17 protein-coding genes, 1 pseudogene and 1 riboswitch are annotated in these 20,039 nt (G+C 69.8%); of the genes and pseudogenes, 8 read left to right on the top strand and 10 right to left on the bottom strand.

Annotation, left to right across the window (positions count from 1 at the left end; genetic code table 11):
• Window positions 1–235: 235 nt before the first annotated feature.
• The gene (locus tag ACWD0A_RS26380) at window positions 236–973 is read left to right on the top strand and encodes a D-Ala-D-Ala carboxypeptidase family metallohydrolase (RefSeq protein WP_307713486.1); all 738 of its coding nucleotides are present in this window, start codon (window positions 236–238) and stop codon (window positions 971–973) included.
• 62 nt (window positions 974–1,035) lie between these two features.
• Here the strand turns inward: ACWD0A_RS26380 and ACWD0A_RS26375 are convergent, their stop codons facing one another.
• From ACWD0A_RS26375 to ACWD0A_RS26350, 6 genes are all read right to left on the bottom strand, one after another.
• On the bottom strand, window positions 1,036–2,049 hold the full coding sequence (locus tag ACWD0A_RS26375; RefSeq protein ID WP_451301970.1) for a ribonucleotide-diphosphate reductase subunit beta: 1,014 nt from the start codon (window positions 2,047–2,049) through the stop codon (window positions 1,036–1,038).
• Window positions 2,049–4,442 (bottom strand): ribonucleoside-diphosphate reductase subunit alpha, encoded by a 2,394-nt coding sequence (locus ACWD0A_RS26370; protein ID WP_451301968.1) that lies wholly within the window; start codon window positions 4,440–4,442, stop codon window positions 2,049–2,051. The genes ACWD0A_RS26375 and ACWD0A_RS26370 overlap by 1 nt, the downstream gene beginning before the upstream one ends.
• Before the next feature lie 140 nt (window positions 4,443–4,582).
• Window positions 4,583–4,714, bottom strand: a riboswitch (cobalamin riboswitch).
• 44 nt (window positions 4,715–4,758) lie between these two features.
• Window positions 4,759–5,259 carry a GNAT family N-acetyltransferase gene (locus ACWD0A_RS26365; RefSeq protein WP_451301966.1) on the bottom strand — a complete coding sequence of 167 codons (501 nt, stop codon included), beginning with the start codon at window positions 5,257–5,259 and terminating at the stop codon, window positions 4,759–4,761.
• An 84-nt stretch (window positions 5,260–5,343) separates the two neighbouring features.
• A complete protein-coding gene (gene mctP / locus ACWD0A_RS26360) occupies window positions 5,344–6,978 on the bottom strand; it encodes a monocarboxylate uptake permease MctP (protein ID WP_451301964.1) in 1,635 nt (544 codons plus the stop codon).
• Window positions 6,975–7,256, bottom strand: coding sequence for a DUF3311 domain-containing protein (locus ACWD0A_RS26355; RefSeq protein WP_307713481.1), 282 nt, complete (start codon window positions 7,254–7,256; stop codon window positions 6,975–6,977). Before ACWD0A_RS26355 ends, mctP begins: the two co-directional genes overlap by 4 nt.
• A 207-nt stretch (window positions 7,257–7,463) precedes the next feature.
• Window positions 7,464–8,231: a GntR family transcriptional regulator gene (locus ACWD0A_RS26350; protein WP_307713480.1), complete on the bottom strand. Its 768-nt coding sequence runs from the start codon at window positions 8,229–8,231 to the stop codon at window positions 7,464–7,466.
• A 302-nt stretch (window positions 8,232–8,533) separates the two neighbouring features.
• On the opposite strand from ACWD0A_RS26350, the gene ACWD0A_RS26345 reads away from it, so the two are divergent.
• The 6 genes and pseudogenes from ACWD0A_RS26345 (at window position 8,534) to ACWD0A_RS26320 (ending at window position 16,332) form a co-directional block, all read left to right on the top strand.
• Window positions 8,534–9,835, top strand: a complete 1,302-nt coding sequence (locus tag ACWD0A_RS26345) for a sugar ABC transporter substrate-binding protein (RefSeq protein WP_451301962.1) — start codon at window positions 8,534–8,536, stop codon at window positions 9,833–9,835.
• A gap of 120 nt (window positions 9,836–9,955) precedes the next feature.
• Window positions 9,956–10,951 carry a carbohydrate ABC transporter permease gene (locus tag ACWD0A_RS26340; RefSeq protein ID WP_451301960.1) on the top strand — a complete coding sequence of 332 codons (996 nt, stop codon included), beginning with the start codon at window positions 9,956–9,958 and terminating at the stop codon, window positions 10,949–10,951.
• Window positions 10,948–11,814: a carbohydrate ABC transporter permease gene (locus ACWD0A_RS26335; RefSeq protein ID WP_451301958.1), complete on the top strand. Its 867-nt coding sequence runs from the start codon at window positions 10,948–10,950 to the stop codon at window positions 11,812–11,814. Before ACWD0A_RS26340 ends, ACWD0A_RS26335 begins: the two co-directional genes overlap by 4 nt.
• A gap of 9 nt (window positions 11,815–11,823) precedes the next feature.
• On the top strand, window positions 11,824–13,371 hold the full coding sequence (locus ACWD0A_RS26330) for a glycoside hydrolase family 3 protein (protein WP_451301956.1): 1,548 nt from the start codon (window positions 11,824–11,826) through the stop codon (window positions 13,369–13,371).
• Window positions 13,372–13,455: 84 nt separating this feature from the next.
• Window positions 13,456–14,558: pseudogene (locus ACWD0A_RS26325) on the top strand (SIS domain-containing protein).
• 298 nt (window positions 14,559–14,856) lie between these two features.
• Window positions 14,857–16,332, top strand: coding sequence for a sensor histidine kinase (locus ACWD0A_RS26320; protein WP_307717713.1), 1,476 nt, complete (start codon window positions 14,857–14,859; stop codon window positions 16,330–16,332).
• 165 nt (window positions 16,333–16,497) lie between these two features.
• Here ACWD0A_RS26320 and ACWD0A_RS26315 read toward each other — a convergent pair whose 3' ends face one another.
• Together ACWD0A_RS26315 and ACWD0A_RS26310 are read right to left on the bottom strand one after the other, a co-directional pair.
• Window positions 16,498–16,755, bottom strand: coding sequence for a WhiB family transcriptional regulator (locus tag ACWD0A_RS26315; protein ID WP_003953983.1), 258 nt, complete (start codon window positions 16,753–16,755; stop codon window positions 16,498–16,500).
• Between the two features lie 318 nt (window positions 16,756–17,073).
• Window positions 17,074–18,042 (bottom strand): diacylglycerol/lipid kinase family protein, encoded by a 969-nt coding sequence (locus ACWD0A_RS26310; protein WP_451301954.1) that lies wholly within the window; start codon window positions 18,040–18,042, stop codon window positions 17,074–17,076.
• A gap of 70 nt (window positions 18,043–18,112) precedes the next feature.
• On the opposite strand from ACWD0A_RS26310, the gene ACWD0A_RS26305 reads away from it, so the two are divergent.
• Window positions 18,113–18,523, top strand: a complete 411-nt coding sequence (locus tag ACWD0A_RS26305) for a hypothetical protein (RefSeq protein ID WP_451301952.1) — start codon at window positions 18,113–18,115, stop codon at window positions 18,521–18,523.
• Between the two features lie 42 nt (window positions 18,524–18,565).
• Here the strand turns inward: ACWD0A_RS26305 and ACWD0A_RS26300 are convergent, their stop codons facing one another.
• Window positions 18,566–19,645 carry an RNA polymerase sigma factor SigF gene (locus tag ACWD0A_RS26300; protein ID WP_451301974.1) on the bottom strand — a complete coding sequence of 360 codons (1,080 nt, stop codon included), beginning with the start codon at window positions 19,643–19,645 and terminating at the stop codon, window positions 18,566–18,568.
• Window positions 19,534–19,947 carry an ATP-binding protein gene (locus ACWD0A_RS26295; protein ID WP_018845530.1) on the bottom strand — a complete coding sequence of 138 codons (414 nt, stop codon included), beginning with the start codon at window positions 19,945–19,947 and terminating at the stop codon, window positions 19,534–19,536. The genes ACWD0A_RS26300 and ACWD0A_RS26295 overlap by 112 nt, the downstream gene beginning before the upstream one ends.
• Window positions 19,948–20,039 lie beyond the last annotated feature (92 nt).

Raw genomic sequence — 20,039 nt, 5'->3', positions numbered from 1 at the left:
ACGCTCGGCTGGGACACCCCAGCCGAGCGCTTCACCGGGCTACTGACGAACGACCCCAACACACCCCGTGTTGCGACGATTTGTTGAATCCGCCGTGCGAGCGGGGCCCCCGTGCGTCACCCGCCCGTCATTGGACCGACAAATGACGGCAGTCCGGGGGCTGTTGACGTGCGTCGACCGTCCCGCCAGTCTCTGCTGTGGACCGCTCTCACGGCTCTCATCGCAGGGAGACTTCATGCTGAGACGTACGGCACGGCTTCTGCTGTCCATTGTCATGCTCATGGTTGCCGGGCTCACGGGGGTCGTCGCCACCGCCGGCACCGCCCAGGCCGACGACTGCTACACCTGGTCGCGCACCCTCTCGCAGGGCGCGTCCGGCGCGGACGTCACCCAGCTCCAGATCAGGGTGGCGGGCTACCCCGGCTACGGCGGCGTCCTCGCCGTCGACGGCGACTACGGCCCGGCGACCACCGCAGCCGTCAAGCGCTTCCAGTCCGCCTACGGCCTCGCCGCCGACGGCGTCGCCGGACCCGCGACGTACAGCAAGATCTACGCGCTGCAGGACAGCGACTGCACTCCCGCCCACTTCAGCTACGCCGAACTCAACGACTGCAACTCCACCTGGTCCGGCGGCGCGGTCAGCGCCGCGACCGCCAAGTCCAACGCCCTGCGCACCATGTGGAAGCTCGAGGCCATGCGGCACGCGCTCGGCGACCAGCCCATCACCGTGACCAGCGGCTTCCGGTCGTACGCCTGCAACGAGGCGGTCGGCGGCGCGTCGAGCAGCCGCCACCTCTACGGCGACGCCGCGGACCTGGGCGCGGGACCGCACTCCCTGTGCAAGCTGGCCCAGCAGGCCCGTTACCACGGCTTCAACGGCATCCTCGGCCCCGGCTACCCGGGCCACAACGACCACACGCACGTCGACCACCGCAGCAGCCGCTACTGGTCGGCTCCCAGCTGCGGCATCTGACCACGGAAGCGGCCCGCACCTCCCCCGTGCGAGGTGCGGGCCGCGGCCTGTTTCCGTGCGGATCAGAAGTCGTCGTCGAAGGAGACCGATCCCTCCACCGCGACCTGGTACGCCGACGGACGCCGCTCGAAGAAGTTCGTCAGCTCCTGGACGCCCTGCAACTCCATGAAGGAGAACGGGTTCTGGGAGCCGTACACCGGGGCGAAGCCCAGTCGTGTCAGGCGCTGGTCGGCGACGCACTGCAGGTACTCGCGCATCGACTCGGTGTTCATGCCCGGCAGCCCGTCGCCGCACAGGTCACGGCCGAACTGGAGCTCCGCCTCGACGGCCTCGTGCAGCATGTCCGTGACCTGCTGCCGCAGCTCGTCGTCGAACAGCTCCGGCTCCTCCTTGCGGACGGTGTCCACGACCTCGAAGGCGAAGTTCATGTGCATCGTCTCGTCGCGGAACACCCAGTTGGTGCCCGTCGCCAGTCCGTGCAGCAGTCCGCGCGAGCGGAACCAGTAGACGTAGGCGAAGGCGCCGTAGAAGAACAGCCCCTCGATGCAGGCGGCGAAGCAGATCAGGTTGAGCAGGAAACGGCGGCGGTCGGCCCGCGTCTCCAGGCGGTCGATCTTCTCGACCGAGTCCATCCACGTGAAGCAGAACTGCGCCTTCTCGCGGATGGAGGGGATGTTCTCGACGGCGGCGAACGCGGCGGCGCGGTCGTCCGGGTCGGGCAGGTAGGTGTCGAGCAGCGTCAGATAGAACTGGACGTGCACGGCCTCCTCGAAGAGCTGACGGCTCAGGTACAGCCGCGCCTCGGGGGAGTTGATGTGCTTGTAGAGCGTCAGCACCAGGTTGTTCGCCACGATCGAGTCGCCCGTCGCGAAGAACGCGACCAGCCGGCCGATCATGTGCTGCTCGCCCGGCGTCAGCTTGGCGAGGTCGGCGACGTCGGAGTGGAGGTCGACCTCCTCCACCGTCCAGGTGTTCTTGATGGCGTCCCGGTAGCGCTCGTAGAAGTCCGGGTAGCGCATGGGACGCAGGGTCAGTTCGAAGCCCGGGTCGAGCAGGTTCTTGTTCTCCACGGTCATTACTGGCAGGCCTCGCAGGACTCGGGGTTTTCGAGGGAACAGGCGACGGCGTCGGGGCCGGCGGCCGCCTGGACCGGGGGCACCTCCGCCGAAGGCTGGGGGAGGATCGTCGCCTGCGCGGCGCGGGCGATCCTCGTCGCCGGGCGCGAGCGCAGGTAGTACGTCGTCTTCAGGCCCTGCTTCCAGGCGTACGCGTACATCGACGACAGCTTGCCGATGGTCGGCGTCTCCAGGAACAGGTTCAGCGACTGGGACTGGTCGAGGAACGGCGTACGGGCCGCCGCCATGTCGATCAGGCCGCGCTGCGGGATCTCCCAGGCCGTCCGGTACAGCTCGCGCACCTCGGCCGGGATCCAGGTGAAGTCCTGCACCGAGCCGCTGGACTCGCGCAGCGCCTCGCGGGTCTGCGCGTCCCACACGCCGAGCTTCTTCAGCTCGTCCACCAGGTAGGAGTTGACCTGGAGGAACTCGCCGGACAGGGTCTCGCGCTTGAAGAGGTTGGAGACCTGCGGCTCGATGCACTCGTAGACGCCCGCGATCGAGGCGATCGTCGCCGTCGGCGCGATGGCGAGGAGCAGCGAGTTGCGCATGCCGACGGCGGCGATCCGCTCGCGCAGGGCGGCCCAGCGCTCGGGCCAGTTCAGCTCCACGCCGTAGTGGTCCGGGTGCAGAACGCCGCGCGCCGTGCGCGTCTTGTCCCATGCCGGCAGCGGGCCGCTGCGCTCGGCGAGGCCGGCGGACGCCTCGTACGCGGCGAGCATGATGCGCTCGGCGATGCGGGTGGACAGCGCGCGTGCCTCGGGTGAGTCGAAGGGCAGCCGCAGCTTGAAGAAGACGTCCTGGAGGCCCATCGCGCCCAGGCCCACGGGCCGCCACTTGGCGTTGGAGCGCCCGGCCTGCTCGGTCGGGTAGAAGTTGATGTCGACGACCCGGTCGAGGAAGGTGACCGCGGTGCGGACGGTGGCGTCCAGCCGCTCCCAGTCGAGGTACCCGCCGTCGGCTCCCTGCTCGACGAAGGCCCCCAGGTTCACCGAGCCGAGGTTGCAGACGGCCGTCTCGCCGTCGTCGGTGACCTCCAGGATCTCGGTGCACAGGTTGGAGGAGTGGACCGTGTGGCCGGGCTCGGCGGTCTGGTTGGCGGTGCGGTTGGAGGCGTCCTTGAAGGTCATCCAGCCGTTGCCGGTCTGCGCGAGCGTGCGCATCATGCGGCCGTACAGGTCGCGCGCCGGGATGGTCTTGCGGGCCAGGCCCTTGGCCTCGGCGGCGCGGTACGCGGCGTCGAACTCCTCGCCCCACAGGTCGACGAGCTCGGGCACGTCGGCCGGCGAGAACAGCGACCAGTCGGAGCCCGCCTCGACGCGCCGCATGAACTCGTCGGGGATCCAGTGCGCGAGGTTGAGGTTGTGCGTACGCCGGGCGTCCTCGCCGGTGTTGTCGCGCAGCTCCAGGAACTCCTCGACGTCGGCGTGCCAGGTCTCCAGGTAGATCGCGGCGGCGCCCTTGCGCCGGCCGCCCTGGTTCACGGCGGCGACCGAGGCGTCGAGTGTCTTCAGGAACGGGACGATGCCGTTGGAGTGCCCGTTGGTGCCGCGGATCAGCGAACCGCGGGCACGGACGCGCGAGTACGAGAGCCCGATGCCGCCCGCGTGCTTGGACAGGCGCGCGACCTGGTGGTAGCGGTCGTAGATCGAGTCGAGCTCGTCGAGCGGCGAGTCCAGCAGGTAGCAGGACGACATCTGGGGGTGGCGGGTGCCGGAGTTGAAGAGCGTGGGGGAGGAGGGGAGGTAGTCGAGCCGGCTCATCAGGCCGTACAGGTCGGCGACCTCGTCCACCGAGCGGACGCTGTCGTCCTCGGCGAGGCCGCAGGCGACGCGCAGCATGAAGTGCTGCGGCGTCTCCACGACCTGACGGCTGATGGGGTGACGCAGCAGGTAGCGGCTGTAGAGCGTGCGCAGGCCGAAGTAGCCGAAGCGGTCGTCGGCGGCCGGGTCGACGAGCGCGTCGAGCCGGGCCGCGTGCAGCGCCACGAACGCGGCGGTGCGGTCCGCGATCAGGCCCTCGCGATGCCCGACCGCGACGGAGGCCGAGAACGACACGGCGCCCTGGCCGGCGGCCTCGTCCGCGATCGTGCGGGTCAGCAGCCGGGCGGCGAGACGGGAGTAGGCCGGGTCCTCGGAGATCAGACCGGCGGCGGCATCGGTGGCGAGGGAGCGCAGTTCGGCCTCGTCCGATCCGGCGTGCCGCCCGCGCAGCGCGGCGGCGGCGACCCTGCCGGGGTCGGTGTCGGGCAGATCGGCCGTCAGATCCGTGAGGGTCCGCAGCAGGCCGGCCCCGGGACCGGCCGTGGTCTGCTCCGCGGTGCCTGAAGCCGGATCGGCTGGCGCGATGGTCATGTGATGCTCTCCCTCGCTCGGCTCTGGGCCGGCGGGGGAGGCGGGGACCATGCCGGCGCGGGCCCGCGGACGGGCAGCACGAGGCACGGCGTCCACCGGCCCTACCGCGAGGCCCGGACGTCTCGGCACCCGGTTCGGTCGAGCCGGATGCACCGTCGGCAGGTCCTCGGACTTGTCGGGTACGCACAGCGCACCGGATCACACCGTTGCGGGACAGTTCCGGATTCGCACCGGATTCCCCTGCGGCGACAGCCAGATGAGCATACATGTGGGGGCGGGGTGCTGCGCATGCCCCCACATGTTGTGTCTCGCGGGCTCAGAGCTCCAGGGCGTACGTCAGCAGGGGAACGTTCTCGACCGGTGCCCAGTCCCGCTCGGGGGTGCGTACGAAGCCCAGCCGGGCGTATATCCGGTGCGCCGCGTGCATCATCGGCTGCGTCGACAGCACCACGCGCACGCACCCGGGCACCGCCCGGGCCCGGTCGACACAGGTCCGCACCAGCGCCTCGCCCACCCCGCGTCCCCGGGCCTCCTCGGCCACCGACAGCGTCCGGAACTCGGCCTCGCCCGGACCCGCGAGGTCGGCGTACGGGCCGCCGGCGGGAACGAAGGCCACCCCGCCGAGCACGGTTCCCCGCCCGTCCACGGCGACGTACACCTCCGTGTGCGCGGCGCGTCCCGCGACGTCCCGCAGCACCTCCAGATACGGGTCCTCCTCGCCGAAGTCGAGCATTCCGCCGCGCAGATACGCCTGCGCGGTCAGCTCCCCCAGCGCCCCGCACTCCCCGGGTTCGATCCGCCTGATCGTGATGTCCATGCCCGGCAGTGTGCATCAGAGCACGACGAAGGGCCGCCGCATTTCCCTGGGGGGAGATGCGACGGCCCTTGCGTACGCGATCCGTCAGTGGCCGCCGGGGGCGCCCGCCGTGGCCGGCGGCAGTTCCACCTCGACGCCCGGGTCGCCCGCGTCCGCCGTGTAGTCGGACGGGCTGGTCTCGTCGACGCCGTCCGGGGCCTTGGCCGCCTTCAGGACGAAGGTGAGCACCACGGTGACGACGAGGTTCAGCACGAACGCGGTGAGGCCGATGTAGCCGATCTCGCCGATGCCGGGGATCTCGGCCGACGAGCCGCCGAAGTGCTTCTGTGTCGGGCTCGCCACGCCGTAGGCGGCCACCGTGCCGTAGATCATGCCGACCGCCCAGCCGGCGATGAGCGCCCAGCGGTGGAACCAGCGGGTGAACAGGCCGCCCACCAGGGCCGGGAACGTCTGCAGGATCCAGATGCCGCCCAGCAGCTGGAAGTTGATCGCCACGGTCTTGTCCATGGTGAGGACGAAGGCCAGGGCGCCGACCTTGACCAGCAGCGAGACCAGCTTGGAGACCTTGGTCTCCTGCGCCGGGGTCGCGTCGGGCTTGAGGAAGTCCTTGTAGATGTTCCGGGTGAACAGGTTGGCCGCGGCGATGGACATGATGGCCGCGGGGACCAGCGCGCCGATGCCGATCGCCGCGAAGGCGACGCCCGCGAACCAGTCCGGGAACATGTTCTCGAACAGCTGCGGGATGGCCAGCTGACCGTTGGTGACCTTCACGCCCGCCGCGATGGCCATGAAGCCGAGCAGGGCCAGCAGGCCCAGCATCAGCGAGTACAGCGGCAGGATCGTGGTGTTGCGGCGGATCACCTCACGGCTGCGCGAGGACAGCGTCGCCGTGATGGAGTGCGGGTACATGAAGAGCGCGAGCGCCGAGCCCAGGGCCAGGGTGGCGTAGCCCCACTGGCCCATCTCGCCGGGTACCAGGGCGCCGACGGGCTTGTCCGTGGCCGGGTTGATCTGCGAGAACTTCTCTCCGGCGGCGGAGAAGATCGCGTCGAAGCCGCCGAGCTTGATCGGGATGTAGATGATCGCCACCGCGATGACGATGTAGATCAGGGTGTCCTTGACGAAGGCGATCAGCGCCGGCGCACGCAGTCCGGAGGAGTACGTGTAGGCCGCGAGCACACCGAAGGCGATCAGCAGCGGCAGGTCCTTGATGAACCAGTTGGTGTTCTCGCCACCGCCGACGCCCATGACGTCGAGCACGGCCTGGATGCCGACCAACTGGAGCGCGATGTACGGCATCGTGGCGAGGAGGCCGGTGAACGCGACCGCCAGGGACAGGCCCTTGGAACCGAAACGTCCGCGGACGAAGTCGGCAGTCGTCACGTACCCGTGCTTGTGCGACACCGACCACAGGCGCGGCAGGAAGGTGAAGATCAGCGGGTAGACGAGGATCGTGTACGGCACGGCGAAGAAGCCGGCCGCGCCCGCCGCGTAGATGGCCGCCGGCACGGCGACGAAGGTGTATGCGGTGTACAGGTCGCCGCCCAGCAGGAACCAGGTCACCCAGGTGCCGAACGATCTGCCGCCCAGGCCCCATTCGTCGAGGCTGTGCTCGTTCTCGGCCTTGCGCCAGCGGGCGGCCAGGAAGCCCATGACCGTCACGGCCAGGAAGAAGAAGATGAAGACGCCGAGTGCGACGCCGTTCACGCCGTCCTTCATCGGGAGGCACCTCCCTTGCGGGCGCGCTGGTCACGCTGCCACAGCTTGTAGGCGATCATCGTCAGCGCCGTCGACACCACGACCCAGAGCATCTGGTACCAGTAGAAGAACGGCATGCCGATGAACGTCGGCTCGACCTTCGCGTAGGAGCCGACCCAGAGCATCGCCACGAAGGGTGCGAAGAGACAGAGGGCGATGATCACGCGCACCGGTGTGACGACCGGTTGTTTCGCTTCGGGCGCTTCAGGCGCGTCCGGTGCCTCGGGCACTGCTGACATGCGGCTCCGTCCCCTCACTGGTCACCTGTTGTAGTGCGCAGGAAATCTAGGCGAGCCGTTCGAGTCCCGTCACCCCCGGTCCGCATATCGGTACGGCAACGACTTCGCGCCACGGCTGCGCAAAACATGACATGGCGTCGCAACACGCTGCGACGCCATGCCGGACACCCTGTCAGGTGGGGGACGTACGGCTCCGGGGCGCGTGTCTCAGTCCTTCGGCCGCTGGAGCCGAGCGACGAACTTGTAGCGGTCCCCGCGGTACACCGAGCGGACCCACTCCACCGGTTCGCCCTGGGCGTCGAGCGAGTGGCGCGAGAGCATCAGCATCGGCAGGCCGACGTCCGTGCCGAGCAGCCCCGCCTCGCGCGGGGTGGCGAGAGACGTCTCGATCGTCTCCTCGGCCTCGGCGAGATGGACGTCGTACACCTCCGCGAGGGCGGTGTAGAGCGAGGTGTACTTGACGAGCGACCGCCGCAGCGCGGGGAAGCGCTTGGCCGAGAGGTGCGTGGTCTCGATGGCCATGGGCTCGCCGCTGGCCAGCCGCAGGCGCTCGATCCGCAGGACCCGCCCGCCCGTCGAGATGTCGAGCAGCTCCGCCAGCGTGTCGTCGGCTGTGACGTATCCGATGTCCAGCAGCTGGGACGTGGGCTCCAGGCCCTGTGCCCGCATGTCCTCGGTGTACGAGGTGAGCTGCAGCGCCTGGGAGACCTTGGGCTTGGCGACGAACGTGCCCTTGCCCTGGATGCGCTCCAGCCGGCCTTCCACGACGAGTTCCTGGAGCGCCTGCCGCACGGTCGTGCGCGAGGTGTCGAACTCGGCGGCGAGCGTGCGCTCCGGCGGCACCGGAGTCCCGGGCGGCAGTGTCTCGGTCATGTCGAGCAAGTGCCGCTTCAGCCGGTAGTACTTGGGCACGCGCGCGGTACGGGCGCCTGCTGCCCCGCTCTCGGCTTCGGTGCCGGCCCCGTCCGTGGTCATGACCCGCCTTCCCGACTGCTGCGCTCCTGCCGTCACCGGCTCCTCCGTCTGTAGCGGCTCACATGGTGGCACGGACCGCTCGCGGGTCGTCGCCCTCCCTCAGGTGTCGGTCCGATAACGGACGCGACTGCCCTTCTTATACACCCTTGACACCCCCAAAGGTCTAGGCCAAGCTCCCGGTACTGGTCTAAACCATTAAAGATCAGATCCCGGCCCCAGGGCAGAATCCGGCGCGCCATTGTCAAGTGCTGCGCGACTCCCGGGTGGTGGGGGGGACTCTTGCATCCCTTGAGGAGGGTGGCGTGAAGCGCAATCTCGTAGCAGCGGTGGGTGTGGCGGCCATGATGGCCTCGGTCGCGGCGTGCGGTTCGGACGGCGGCGGCGAGGCGGCCAAGAATCCGAAGGACCGCAAGGAGACGCTGACCGTCTGGCTGATGGTCGACGCGCAGTCCACGTGGCCCGAGCTGGTGAAGGACGTCAATGACCGGTTCAACGCCAAGTACCCGGGCGTGAAGGTCAACGTCCAGTACCAGCAGTGGGCGGACAAGACCAAGAAGCTCGACGCGGCGCTCTCCGGCGACAAGTTCCCGGACGTCGTCGAGCTCGGCAACACCGAGACCATGACGTACATCCTCAACGGGGCGCTCGGCGAGATCGACCCGAAGAAGTACGAGAACGCGGACACCTGGATCGGCGGCCTCAAGGACACCTGCTCCTACGAGGGCAAGCAGTACTGCGTGCCGTACTACGCCGGTGCGCGCGTGGCCATCTACAACAAGGACATGTTCAAGGCGGGCGCGGGCGTCGAGACCCTGCCCACCACCGAGGCCGAGCTGACGGCCGCCCTGGACAAGGTCCAGGAGAAGTACGGCAAGGACAAGGCGTTCTCGCCGCTCTACCTGCCCGGCCGCTACTGGTACGCCGCCATGTCCTACGTCGCCGCGTACGGGGGCGAGATCGCCACCTACGACGAGGGCACGAAGGAGTGGAAGTCCGCTCTGTCCACGCCCGAGGCGCAGAAGGGCATCAAGCACTTCGTCGACCTGGTCGACAAGTACAACCACGGCGACAAGACCAAGGACGAACAGGACCACGCCAACGTCATGGCCAACGAGAAGGCCGCGCTGCTGTACGGCAACGGCTGGGAGGCCGGCAGCGTCACCGACCCGGCGGGCAACGGCAACGCCAAGCTCAAGGACAAGATCCTCACCGCGGGAATGCCCGGCCCGAACGGCAAGGCGCTCCCCTCCTTCATCGGCGGCTCCGACCTCGCCACCATCTCCAAGTCCAAGGTCCAGGACCTCGGCGAGGAGTGGATCTCGATGTTCACCGGCGCCAAGTCGCAGGAGGTGCTGGCCTCCAAGAACATCCTGCCGAACAACACCAAGCAGCTGGAGCCGCTGAAGGCCAAGCCGGAGACCGCTCCGATCGCCAATGCGGTGCCGGACGCCTGGTTCACCCCGATCGCGCCGGGCTGGGCCGCGATCGAGAAGAAGGAGGTCCTGGAGCTGATGCTGCTGGACATCATCAAGGGCACGCCGGTCGAGGAAGCCACCAAGAAGGCCGACGAGGAGATCGACAAGCTGATCAACGAGCAGTCCTGACTCCGGACTTCTCACCGCGTCGACCAGCGGCGGGGGCGGCGGACCGTGCCTCGGCACGCGCACCGCCCCCGCACTCCGGTACCTCCCGGCCCGTACGTCCGAACGGAAGGCTCAGCACCCATGAGTGCCGCCGACATGAAAGCAGCCGACCCGGTGGTGCCCGTAGCGCGGCACCCCGAGGGGCCCGGCACCCAGCAGCCGAAGGGGCAGGCGCCCAGGCCCCGCAAGGCCGGTGCGCTGCTGCCGTACCTGCTCATCGGCCCGACCATCCTCGCGATCGCCGCGGTCTTCGTGTGGCCGCTGGTCAAGACGGCGGTCATGTCCTTCCAGGACGTCGGCCGCAAGGAGCTGTGGACCGGCGAGCCGGCCCCCTGGGTCGGCTTCCAGCAGTTCACCGACATCTTCCGGGACGGCGCCTTCTGGGACTCGGTCGTCCTCACCGTCGTGTTCATGGCCGCCTGTGTCGTCACCACGCTCGCGGCCGGCCTCGCGATCTCGCTGATGATGCAGCGCATGTCCACCTGGGCGCGGCTGCTGCTGACCGCGGCGCTGATCGCCGCCTGGTCCATCCCGCTGATGGTGGCGGCCTCGATCTTCCGCTGGTTCGCCGACTCGGACTACGGCGTCGCCAACATGGTCCTGTCGAAGTACCTGGGACTGGACTTCCAGGGCCACAACTGGTTCCTCGACCACAAGCAGGGCTTCCTCGTCATCGGCGCCGTGGTGGTCTGGGGCGCGATCCCCTTCGTCGCCATCACGCTGTACGCCGCGCTCACCCAGGTCCCCAGGGAGCTGGAGGAGGCCGCGTCCATCGACGGCGTGGGCGCGTTCGGCAACTTCCGCTACGTGATCTTCCCGGTCATCAAGCCGGTGTTCCAGATGGTGGCCACACTGTCCGTCATCTGGGACTTCAACGTCCTCGGCCAGGTCTGGCTGATGCGCGGCACCAAGCCCGAGCCCGAGTACGAGGTGCTCGGCCTCTACGCCTTCAACAAGGCCTTCGAGTCCAACTCCTTCAGCCAGGGCGCCGCGATCTCCCTGATCACGGTGCTCCTGCTGTCCGGCGTGGCCGTCTACTACCTGCGCCAGCTGCTCAAGATCGGAGAGGTCGAGTGAGCGCCCTCAGCTCCGCCCCGAAGGCCATCCGCCCCGACCGCAAGAAGAAGAGCAGGCACGTCTACAACGCCGTCGGGCTGCTGACCTTCGTGGTCATGATCTTCCCGGTGTACTGGCTGATCATCAGTGCCCTGCGCCCGAACGCCGAGATCCGCAGCTACGACCAGACCCTGTGGCCGTCGTCGGTCACCTTCGACAACTTCGGCCGTGCCATGGACCAGGCCGACTTCGGCACCGCCGTCCAGTCCAGCCTCATCATCTGCGTCACCGCGGTCGTCGGCGCGATGGTGATGGCGACCATCGCGGCGTACGCCATCGGCCGCTTCCGGTTCGCCGGCCGCAGACTCTTCATGATCGTGCTGATCCTGGTCCAGCTGCTGCCGCCGACGGCCATGCTCATCCCGATCTACCTCCAGCTCAACGACCTGGGCGCGCTGAACGAGTACTGGGGCGTCATCGTCATCTACCTCGTCTCCACGCTGCCGTTCGCGACCTGGATGATCCGCGGCTTCGTGATCAACATCCCCAAGGAGCTGGAGGAGTCCGCGATGGTCGACGGCTGCAGCCAGATGGGCGCCTTCTGGCGGGTCGTCTTCCCGCTGCTCGCGCCGGGACTGGCCGCCGCGTCCATCTACTCGCTGATCAATGCCTGGAACGAGTACCTGCTCGCCTACATCGTGCTGCAGGACAACGACAAGTACACCCTCAACGTGTGGCTGGCGAACTTCACCACCTCGCGCGGTGTGGACTACGGCGCGCTGATGGCCGCCTCGACGCTCATCGCCATTCCCGTCGTGGCCTTCTTCATGGTCATCCAGAAGAAGATGGCGGCGGGACTCACCTCGGGCGCAGTGAAGGGATAACGCCGCCTCATGACGACTCTCGTACGGGGATCATCCGACACCCTCACCCGCGACGCCCTCACCGTCCTCCAGCCGGGCTTCACCGGCACCACCGCGCCGGACTGGCTGCTGCGCCGGATCGGCGAAGGGCTGTCCTCCGTCGGACTGTTCGGCCGCAACATCGCGACGCCCGGTCAGCTGGCCGCCCTCACCGCCCGGTTGCGGGCCGAACGCGACGACGTCCTCGTCGCCATCGACGAGGAGGGCGGTGACGTCACCCGGCTGGAGGTCCGCACCGGTTCCTCCTTCCCCGGCAACTACGCGCTCGGCTCGGTGGACGACGTGGACCTGACCCGGGCCGTGGCCCGTGAGCTGGGCCGGCGGCTCGCCGAGTGCGGCGTCGACCTCAACTGGGCGCCGTCCGCCGACATCAACTCGAACCCGGACAACCCGGTCATCGGCGTACGGTCCTTCGGCGCCGGGACGGAACTCGCCGCCCGGCACACCGTGGCGTACATCGAGGGACTCCAGTCCGCCGGAGTCGCCGCGTGCACGAAGCACTTCCCCGGACACGGCGACACCAACGTCGATTCGCACCACGCGCTGCCCCGGATCGATGTGGACCTCGCCACACTGCGCGCCCGTGAGCTGGTGCCTTTCCGCGCGGCGATCGCGGCGGGTTCCAAAGCGGTGATGAGCGCGCATATCCTGCTGTCCGCGCTCGACCCCAACCGTCCCGCGACCCTGAGCCCGCAGATCCTCACCGGTCTGCTGCGCGAAGAGCTGGGCTACCAGGGCCTGATCGTCACGGACGGCATGGAGATGCAGGCCATCTCGTCCACGTACGGCATCGAGCGCGGCTCGGTCCTCGCGATCGCCGCCGGAGCCGACGCGATCTGCGTCGGCGGCGGCCTGGCCGACGAGGAGACCGTACTGCGACTGCGCGACGCGCTCGTCACGGCGGTACGGGACGGCGACCTGCCCGAGGAGCGGCTGGCCGACGCGGCGGCGCGCGTGCGCGCCCTCGCCGACTGGACGCGCCGGGCCAGGGGGGCTGCAGCAGAGCCGGGCGCGGCTTCACAGGAGGGGACCGCGCCCGGCTCCGGCACGGAGATCGGCCTCGTCGCCGCGCGGCGCGCGGTGCGGGTCACCGTCGGGGAGCGGCCCTGCGGGCCGGTCACCGCCGCCCCCCACATCGCCGCCTTCACGCCGGTCGCCAACATCGCCGTCGGGGACGACACACCCTGGGGCGTCGCGGCCGAACTGTCCGCGCTGCTGCCCGGCACCACGACCGGTACCTGCACGAGCGAGGTCGGAACATCCGCTTTGGTGGCAGATGTGCTGGCCGCTGCGGCGGACCGTAGGATCGTCGCCGTGGTGCGCGACGTCCACCGCCATCCCTGGATGGCTGCCGCCCTGGACGCCCTGATCGAGGCCCGCCCCGACACGGTCGTGGTCGAGATGGGCGTCGACGCGGCACCGCCGAGGGGGGCCGTGCACATCGCGACCCATGGCGCGGCCCGCGTCTGCGGACGCGCCGCCGCTGAGGTCATCACCGGCAGGGCCGCCGGGATCTGACCGCAGCGGGACCGTGCTGTGCCGGGCGAGCGCCGGGAGCTCCGGCGGCCGGCACCTGGACCGCCCCGATGGAGGCACCCGGCAATGTCCGCCACGACTTCGGCCGAGCACAGCGAGCACGAGCACCCGGGCCGGATCATGTCCGGCGAGATGGCACAGCAGCCCGCGGTCCTGCGGCGCATCCTCGACGAGGGCGCGCCGCGGATCGGCGAGGTGGCGGCACGGGTAGCGGCCCGCAAGCCGCGCTTCGTGCTGCTGACCGCCCGCGGCACGTCCGACAACGCGGCGCTGTACGCCAAGTACCTGCTGGAGATCCGGCTCGGCCTGCCGTGCGGGCTGACCTCCATGTCCACCACGACCGCCTACGGCGCCCGGCCCGATCTCACCGACGTGCTGGTCGTCACCGTCAGCCAGTCCGGCGGCTCGCCGGACCTGGTGGCGTCCACCAAGGCGGCCCGGGAGGCGGGCGCCATCACGCTCGCCGTGACCAACAACCCGGACTCGCCGCTCGCGGCGGTCTCCGAGTACCACATCGACATCATGGCGGGCCCGGAGAGGGCGCTGCCGGCCACCAAGACGTACATCGCCTCGCTGCTGGCCCTCTACCTGTTCGTCGAGGGCCTGCGCGGAGGCGAGGGGCGCCCCCGGCCGGAGGCCGGGGGAGTGTCTGCGGCCGGGGCGCTGCCGGAGCTCGCCGCGCAGATCCTCGGCCGTCAGGACGAGATCCGCGCCCTGGCGGCCCGCTACCGCTTCGCCGAGCCCATGGTGATCACGTCCCGGGGATACGGCTACCCCACGGCGAAGGAGGCGGCGCTCAAGCTCATGGAGACGAGCTACATCCCGGCGCCGGCGTACTCCGGCGCCGACCTGCTGCACGGACCGCCGGCGATGGTCGACAACGTCTCCCCGGTCATCGCCGTGGTCACCAGCGGCAAGGGCGGCGAGGCGCTCCAGCCGGTGCTCGACCGGCTGCGCGGCCGCGGCGCGGACCTCTTCGTGGTGGGCCCGGCCCCCAGGTGGAGGCGGCGTCCGCGGGGTTCGTGCTGCCCACGGAGGGCGTCCCGGAGGAGTTGCAGCCGATCCTGGAGATCCTGCCGCTCCAGCTGATGGCGTACGCGGTGACGATCGCCCGAGGGCAGGACCCGGACGCGCCCCGGGCGCCGGCGAAGGTCACGGAAACGCGCTGATCCGCAGGCCGTCCCTTTTGACCGGTGCATAAGTATGGCGCGGGAACTAAACTCGGCTGGTGCATGGACAGCCCTAGTGGTCTAGTCCAGAATGAACTGACACAAGCGTCCGCCCTCCCCGCACAGGAGGGTGGAACGAGGTCCCCGGCGCTCTCTGCCCTGACTGCGCCGAGACCTCCACACGGCCGAGCGGGACCGCACACCTGCCGGCCGGGCAACTCCGGGCTGCGGTGCCGGACGGGTTGAGGGTCCCGTCACGGCGCCGCGGCCCGCGGGTACCCTCGCAGACGTGCCCTCCATGAACGATCTCGTCCGCCAGCACACCGCTCTGAGTGAGTCCGACCTCGAGTGGCTCCATCTGCTGGTCTCGGAGTGGCAGCTGCTCTCCGACCTGTCCTTCGCCGACCTCGTCCTGTGGGTCCCCACCCGCGACGGCACCCGCTACGTGTCCGTCGCCCAGATGCGGCCCAACACGGGCCCGACCTCCTACCAGGACGACATGGTCGGCCACCTCGTGCCCCGCGGCCGCCGGCCCCTGCTCGACGCCGCGCTCGACGAGGGCCGGATCGTGCGCGAGGGCGACCCGGAGTGGCGCGAGGAGGTGCCCGTACGGGTCGAGTCGATCCCGGTGCGCCGGGAGGGCCGCGTCCTCGGCGTCATCGCCCGCAACACCAACCTGCTCACCGTGCGCACGCCCTCGCGCCTGGAGCTCACCTACCTCCAGTCCGCCTCCGACCTCGCCCAGATGATCGCGGCCGGTGCCTTCCCCTACCCCGGCGAGCAGGTCGAGATGGACGCCTCGCCGCGCGTGGGCGACGGTCTGATCCGCCTCGACGCCGACGGAGTCGTCCAGTACGCGAGCCCCAACGGCCTGTCCGCCTACCACCGGCTCGGTCTCGCCTCCGACCTCGTCGGGCAGCACCTCGGCCAGATCACCGCCGAACTGGCCCCCTCCCGCGGCCCCGTCGACGAGGCGCTGGTCAAACTGGCCAGCGGCTACGCGCCCCGCGAGTTCGAGATCGAGGGCAACGGCGGCGTCATCCAGCTGCGCGCCATCCCGCTCAAGCCCAAGGGCGTACGCATCGGTTCCCTGGTCCTCCTGCGGGACGTCACGGAACTGCGGCGCCGCGAGCGGGAGTTGATCACCAAGGACGCGACCATCCGGGAGATCCACCACCGGGTGAAGAACAACCTCCAGACGGTGGCCGCCCTGCTGCGCCTCCAGGCCCGGCGCATGGACTCCGTGCGTGGCCGCGAGGCACTCAACGAGGCGGTCCGGCGCGTCGGTTCGATCGCCATCGTCCATGAGACGCTGTCCCAGAATCTGGATGAGCGCGTCCAGTTCGACGAGATCGCCGACCGGGTGATCGCGATGGTCGCCGAGATCTCCCCGGGCAAGGTCGACTGCCGGCGCACCGGCCGCTTCGGCATCCTCGACGCCGAGACCGCGACCCCGCTGTCCATGGTGCTCACCGAGGTCCTGCAGAACGCCCTGGAACACGCCTTCGCGCCGGGCGAGCACGGCTCGGTCGAGGTGTCGGCGGTCCGCGGCGACAGCCGCGCGGAGAAGGCCCGACTGCTGATCACCGTCCAGGACGACGGCCGGGGTCTGCCCGAGGGCTTCGACCCCAAGAGCGCGGGCAATCTGGGACTGCAGATCGTGCGGACCCTGGTCGAGGGCGAGCTGGGCGGCAGCTTCGACATGGTGCCGGTCCCCGAGCCGTCCCGCGGCACCCGCGTCGTCCTCGACATCCCCGTACCCGACAAGCGCTAGCGCTGTGCACAGCGAAGAGCCCCGGACCATGTCACACGGTCCGGGGCTCGAAGCTCGTTGCTCGCATTCGCGATGCGCATCGGGGGGTACTGCGCGCTGCGGCTCGAAGGCGGTGAGTGCGTGCTCGCTGCACGCGCCGCCGGCTCAGGCTCGTAGCAGGGGGCGTCAGGCGCTGGCGTTACGCGCCCGGTTGCGAGCGGCACGGCGCTTCATGGCGCGACGCTCGTCCTCGCTGAGGCCACCCCAGACGCCGGAGTCCTGGCCGGACTCGAGCGCCCACTGCAGACACTGCTCCATGACGGGGCAGCGGCGGCAGACGGCCTTGGCTTCCTCGATCTGCAGCAGCGCAGGACCGGTGTTGCCGATGGGGAAGAAGAGCTCGGGGTCTTCCTCGCGGCAAACGGCGTTGTGACGCCAGTCCATGGCTGCTACCTCTCCTTGACATGACATGCGGGTTGCTTGTGAATGTGAACGCTTTCACGAATCCCCCCGCAAGGGAAGGGCCGATCGCCAGTTGCCCGGCGCTGGGTCCTGGATTCGTGGAGGGGTTCCGGCGGTCTGTGGGGCCGTTGTTGCGGGCCGTCCCGATCGCCATGTAGAGATTCGCAAACCTCGGCGGCGGATACAACCCCTTCCGGAAAGTTTTTTTTGATTCCTCGGTGTCGACTAGGTCACAGCCGTACTTCTATGGGGTGGATGGCAGCCCATACGTTCGAGATAAAGGACTTTTGCGCGTTCCGCTCACACAATCACACGCAGTGCACGGCGAACGCCTGTGAACGTCACGCTTGTGCGCAGCCCCAGGTGGTCACCGTCCATCTGGAAGGGCAGCGGGACCTTGGAATGCAAGGTGAAGTCCGTTTGATCATGGAGCGTGACGGCGTGCTTGCCGTGCGGGCCGCGCTCGGGGCTCGACGTCAGCAGCTGGGTCGCGTAGCGGGCCACGGCCGGTGTCGAGAGCCTCGAGAGCCCGAGCACGTCCAGAGCGGTGTCGAAGGAGGCCTTCGGGGACGCGTACACCGGACGATTGCCCAGGTAGGTCCAGGGGGAGGTGTTGCAGACTATGGACAGCACCAGGTCCGTCACCGGGTCCGTCCCGGGCTGCTCCAGCGTGATCGTGCCGTGCCGGCGGTGCGGCTCGTCGAGGAACTGGCGCAGCACCTGGCGGATGTAGAGCGCGTGCGTGGAGCGTCTGCCGCGTTCCCTCTGCTGTTCGACCCGGCCGACGACACCCGCGTCGAACCCGAACCCGGCGCAGAAGGTGAACCAGCGCTGCGGCACCCCCTCGTCCTCGGTCCCCGGCGTGCCGGCGGCCAGGCCCAGACCGACCGTCCGCTCGGTCCGGTCGCGCAGGGCGTCCAGGATCGCGCCCGTCGCCTCGACCGCGTCGTTCGGCAGGCCGAGGGCCCGGGCGAAGACGTTCGTGGAGCCGCCGGGCACGACGGCGAGGCGGGGCAGGCCCTCGGGATGGGGGCCGTTGTGCAGCAGACCGTTCACGACCTCGTTGACCGTGCCGTCGCCGCCGAGCGCCACGACGAGATCGATGTCGTCGGACTCTGCGGCCCGGCGGCCGAGGTCACGGGCGTGCCCGCGGTACTCGGTGGTCACCGCCTCGAGCTTCATCTCGCTCGCGAGCGCGTGGATCAGCACGTCGCGTGTGCGGGCACTGGTGGTGGTTGCTGCCGGATTGACCACGAGAAGTGCGCGCATGCGATGCAGCGTACCTACCGGGGGGTACCTGGCCCAGCCCCGGGTGCGGGGCGACGGCTACCCTGCAGGGGTGAGCAGTGACGACACCACTCCCCGCCCCGCCCGCCTGACGGCCGCAGCCGCCGTGTGCGCCGCCGAGGGGCTGGCGCTCGCCGCCGGAGGCGTCTACATGCTCGTGATGGGCCTGCTGGGCCGGCCCGACAGCCCCTCGCAGGCCGAGACCGGCGGTGTGACACTGATCGCACTCGCTGTGATCCCGCTGCTGGCGGCCTGCGGGCTGCTGCGCCGGCGCTCGTGGAGCCGCGGCCCCGCGATCATCACCCAGCTGATCGCCCTCATCCCCGCCTGGACCCTGCTGCGCGCCTCGGGCGCCCTGATCCCGCTGGGCATCGTGCTGGCGGCGGTGGCCGTGACGGGCCTGGTGCTGCTGGTCAACCCGACCACGGCCCGGGCGCTGGGCATCGGCGTGGCCCGCGACTGACGCGTACCGCGCGGGCCGCGCCCGTGGGCACGGCCCGCTCCGTTACTCCTCGACGAGCAGTTTCTCCCGCAGCTGCGCCAGCGTCCGGGCCAGCAGCCGGGAGACGTGCATCTGCGAGATGCCGACCTCCTGCGCGATCTGCGACTGCGTCATGTTGCCGAAGAAGCGGAGCAGCAGGATGCGCTTCTCCCGCGGCGGCAGGTCCTCCAGCAGCGGCTTCAGCGACTCGCGGTACTCGACGCCCTCCAGCGCCTCGTCCTCCGCGCCGAGCGTGTCCGCCACCGCGGGCGACTCGTCGTCCGTGTCGGGGACGTCCAGGGACAGCGTGGAGTACGCGTTCGCGGACTCCAGGCCCTCCAGGACCTCCTCCTCCGAGATGCCCAGGCGCTCGGCCAGCTCGTGGACCGTCGGCGAGCGGCCGTGCTGCTGGGAGAGCTCCGCCGTCGCCGTGGTCAGGGCGAGCCGCAGCTCCTGGAGCCGGCGCGGCACCCGCACCGCCCAGCCCTTGTCGCGGAAGTGGCGCTTGATCTCGCCCACCACCGTCGGGGTCGCGTACGTCGAGAACTCGACGCCGCGCTCCGGGTCGAACCGGTCCACCGACTTGATCAGCCCGATCGTGGCGACCTGCGTGAGGTCGTCCAGCGGCTCGCCGCGGTTGCGGAAGCGCCGCGCGAGATGCTCGACGAGCGGCAGGTGCATCCGCACGAGCTGGTTGCGCAGCTCCGCCCGCTCGGGTGCTCCCTCGGGCAGTCTGCGCAGCTCTACGAACATCGCCCGTGCCCCGCTGCGGTCGTGGGCGTCGTGGTGATGCCGCTCGTGGCCGTGCTCGTGCTCGCTCATACGGTCCGCCTGATCTGCCCGCGCCTGCTCCGCCGAGGCCGTCCGGCCGTCGGGCTCGTCCACCACCGGGTGCGGCCGTGCGTGCTGCTCCGGGATGCCGGCCGACGCGCTCAGCACCCGGGGGGCACGCTCTTCGTCCTCCCGCATCGGACCATCCCCGTTTCCGTTGCTCACGCCGGCCCGGGTCCCGCGCCGCGCTGTTTGTACAGGCTGATGGAGACAGTACGGTCGTCGGCGACCGAGGAGTCGACCTTGCCGGCCAGTGCCGAGAGCACTGTCCAGGCGAACGTGTCGCGCTCCGGGGCGCGGCCGTCCGTCGTGGGCGCCGAGACCGTCACCTCCAGCGAGTCGTCGACGAGCCGGAACACGCAGCTCAGGACTGACCCGGGAACGGCCTGCTGGAGCAGGATCGCGCACGCCTCGTCGACCGCGATCCGCAGATCCTCGATCTCGTCGAGGGTGAAGTCCAAGCGCGCTGCGAGACCGGCCGTGGCCGTACGCAACACGGACAGGTAGGCACCCGCAGCCGGCAGCCGGACTTCCACGAAGTCCTGAGTCCCGGGCTCGCCTGCGATCTGGGACACCCTCACCTCCAAGGTGGCACAAGCTCTTTCTGGGCCGTGGGTGAAAGCACCCGCGGCCATGCGGTACGTAGTCGATTACGCAGCCGGTACTG

It is taken from the genome of Streptomyces sp. NPDC002867 (genome assembly GCF_053591895.1).
Note: the sequence above shows the minus strand (reverse complement) of the source record. Positions and strands in the feature narration are given on the sequence as shown.

Bases quoted from the DNA above. Each gene is read 5' to 3' on its own strand.
- ACWD0A_RS26315 (WP_003953983.1), bottom strand. From the start codon at position 16,755: ATGGACTGGCGTCACAACGCCGTTTGCCGCGAGGAAGACCCCGAGCTC.
- ACWD0A_RS26340 (WP_451301960.1), top strand. From the start codon at position 9,956: ATGAGTGCCGCCGACATGAAAGCAGCCGACCCGGTGGTGCCCGTAGCG.
- ACWD0A_RS26350 (WP_307713480.1), bottom strand. From the start codon at position 8,231: ATGACCACGGACGGGGCCGGCACCGAAGCCGAGAGCGGGGCAGCAGGC.
- ACWD0A_RS26370 (WP_451301968.1), bottom strand. From the start codon at position 4,442: ATGACCATCGCGCCAGCCGATCCGGCTTCAGGCACCGCGGAGCAGACC.
- mctP (WP_451301964.1), bottom strand. From the start codon at position 6,978: ATGAAGGACGGCGTGAACGGCGTCGCACTCGGCGTCTTCATCTTCTTC.
- ACWD0A_RS26355 (WP_307713481.1), bottom strand. From the start codon at position 7,256: ATGTCAGCAGTGCCCGAGGCACCGGACGCGCCTGAAGCGCCCGAAGCG.
- ACWD0A_RS26365 (WP_451301966.1), bottom strand. From the start codon at position 5,259: ATGGACATCACGATCAGGCGGATCGAACCCGGGGAGTGCGGGGCGCTG.
- ACWD0A_RS26375 (WP_451301970.1), bottom strand. From the start codon at position 2,049: ATGACCGTGGAGAACAAGAACCTGCTCGACCCGGGCTTCGAACTGACC.
- ACWD0A_RS26380 (WP_307713486.1), top strand. From the start codon at position 236: ATGCTGAGACGTACGGCACGGCTTCTGCTGTCCATTGTCATGCTCATG.
- ACWD0A_RS26310 (WP_451301954.1), bottom strand. From the start codon at position 18,042: ATGCGCGCACTTCTCGTGGTCAATCCGGCAGCAACCACCACCAGTGCC.
- ACWD0A_RS26330 (WP_451301956.1), top strand. From the start codon at position 11,824: ATGACGACTCTCGTACGGGGATCATCCGACACCCTCACCCGCGACGCC.
- ACWD0A_RS26320 (WP_307717713.1), top strand. From the start codon at position 14,857: ATGAACGATCTCGTCCGCCAGCACACCGCTCTGAGTGAGTCCGACCTC.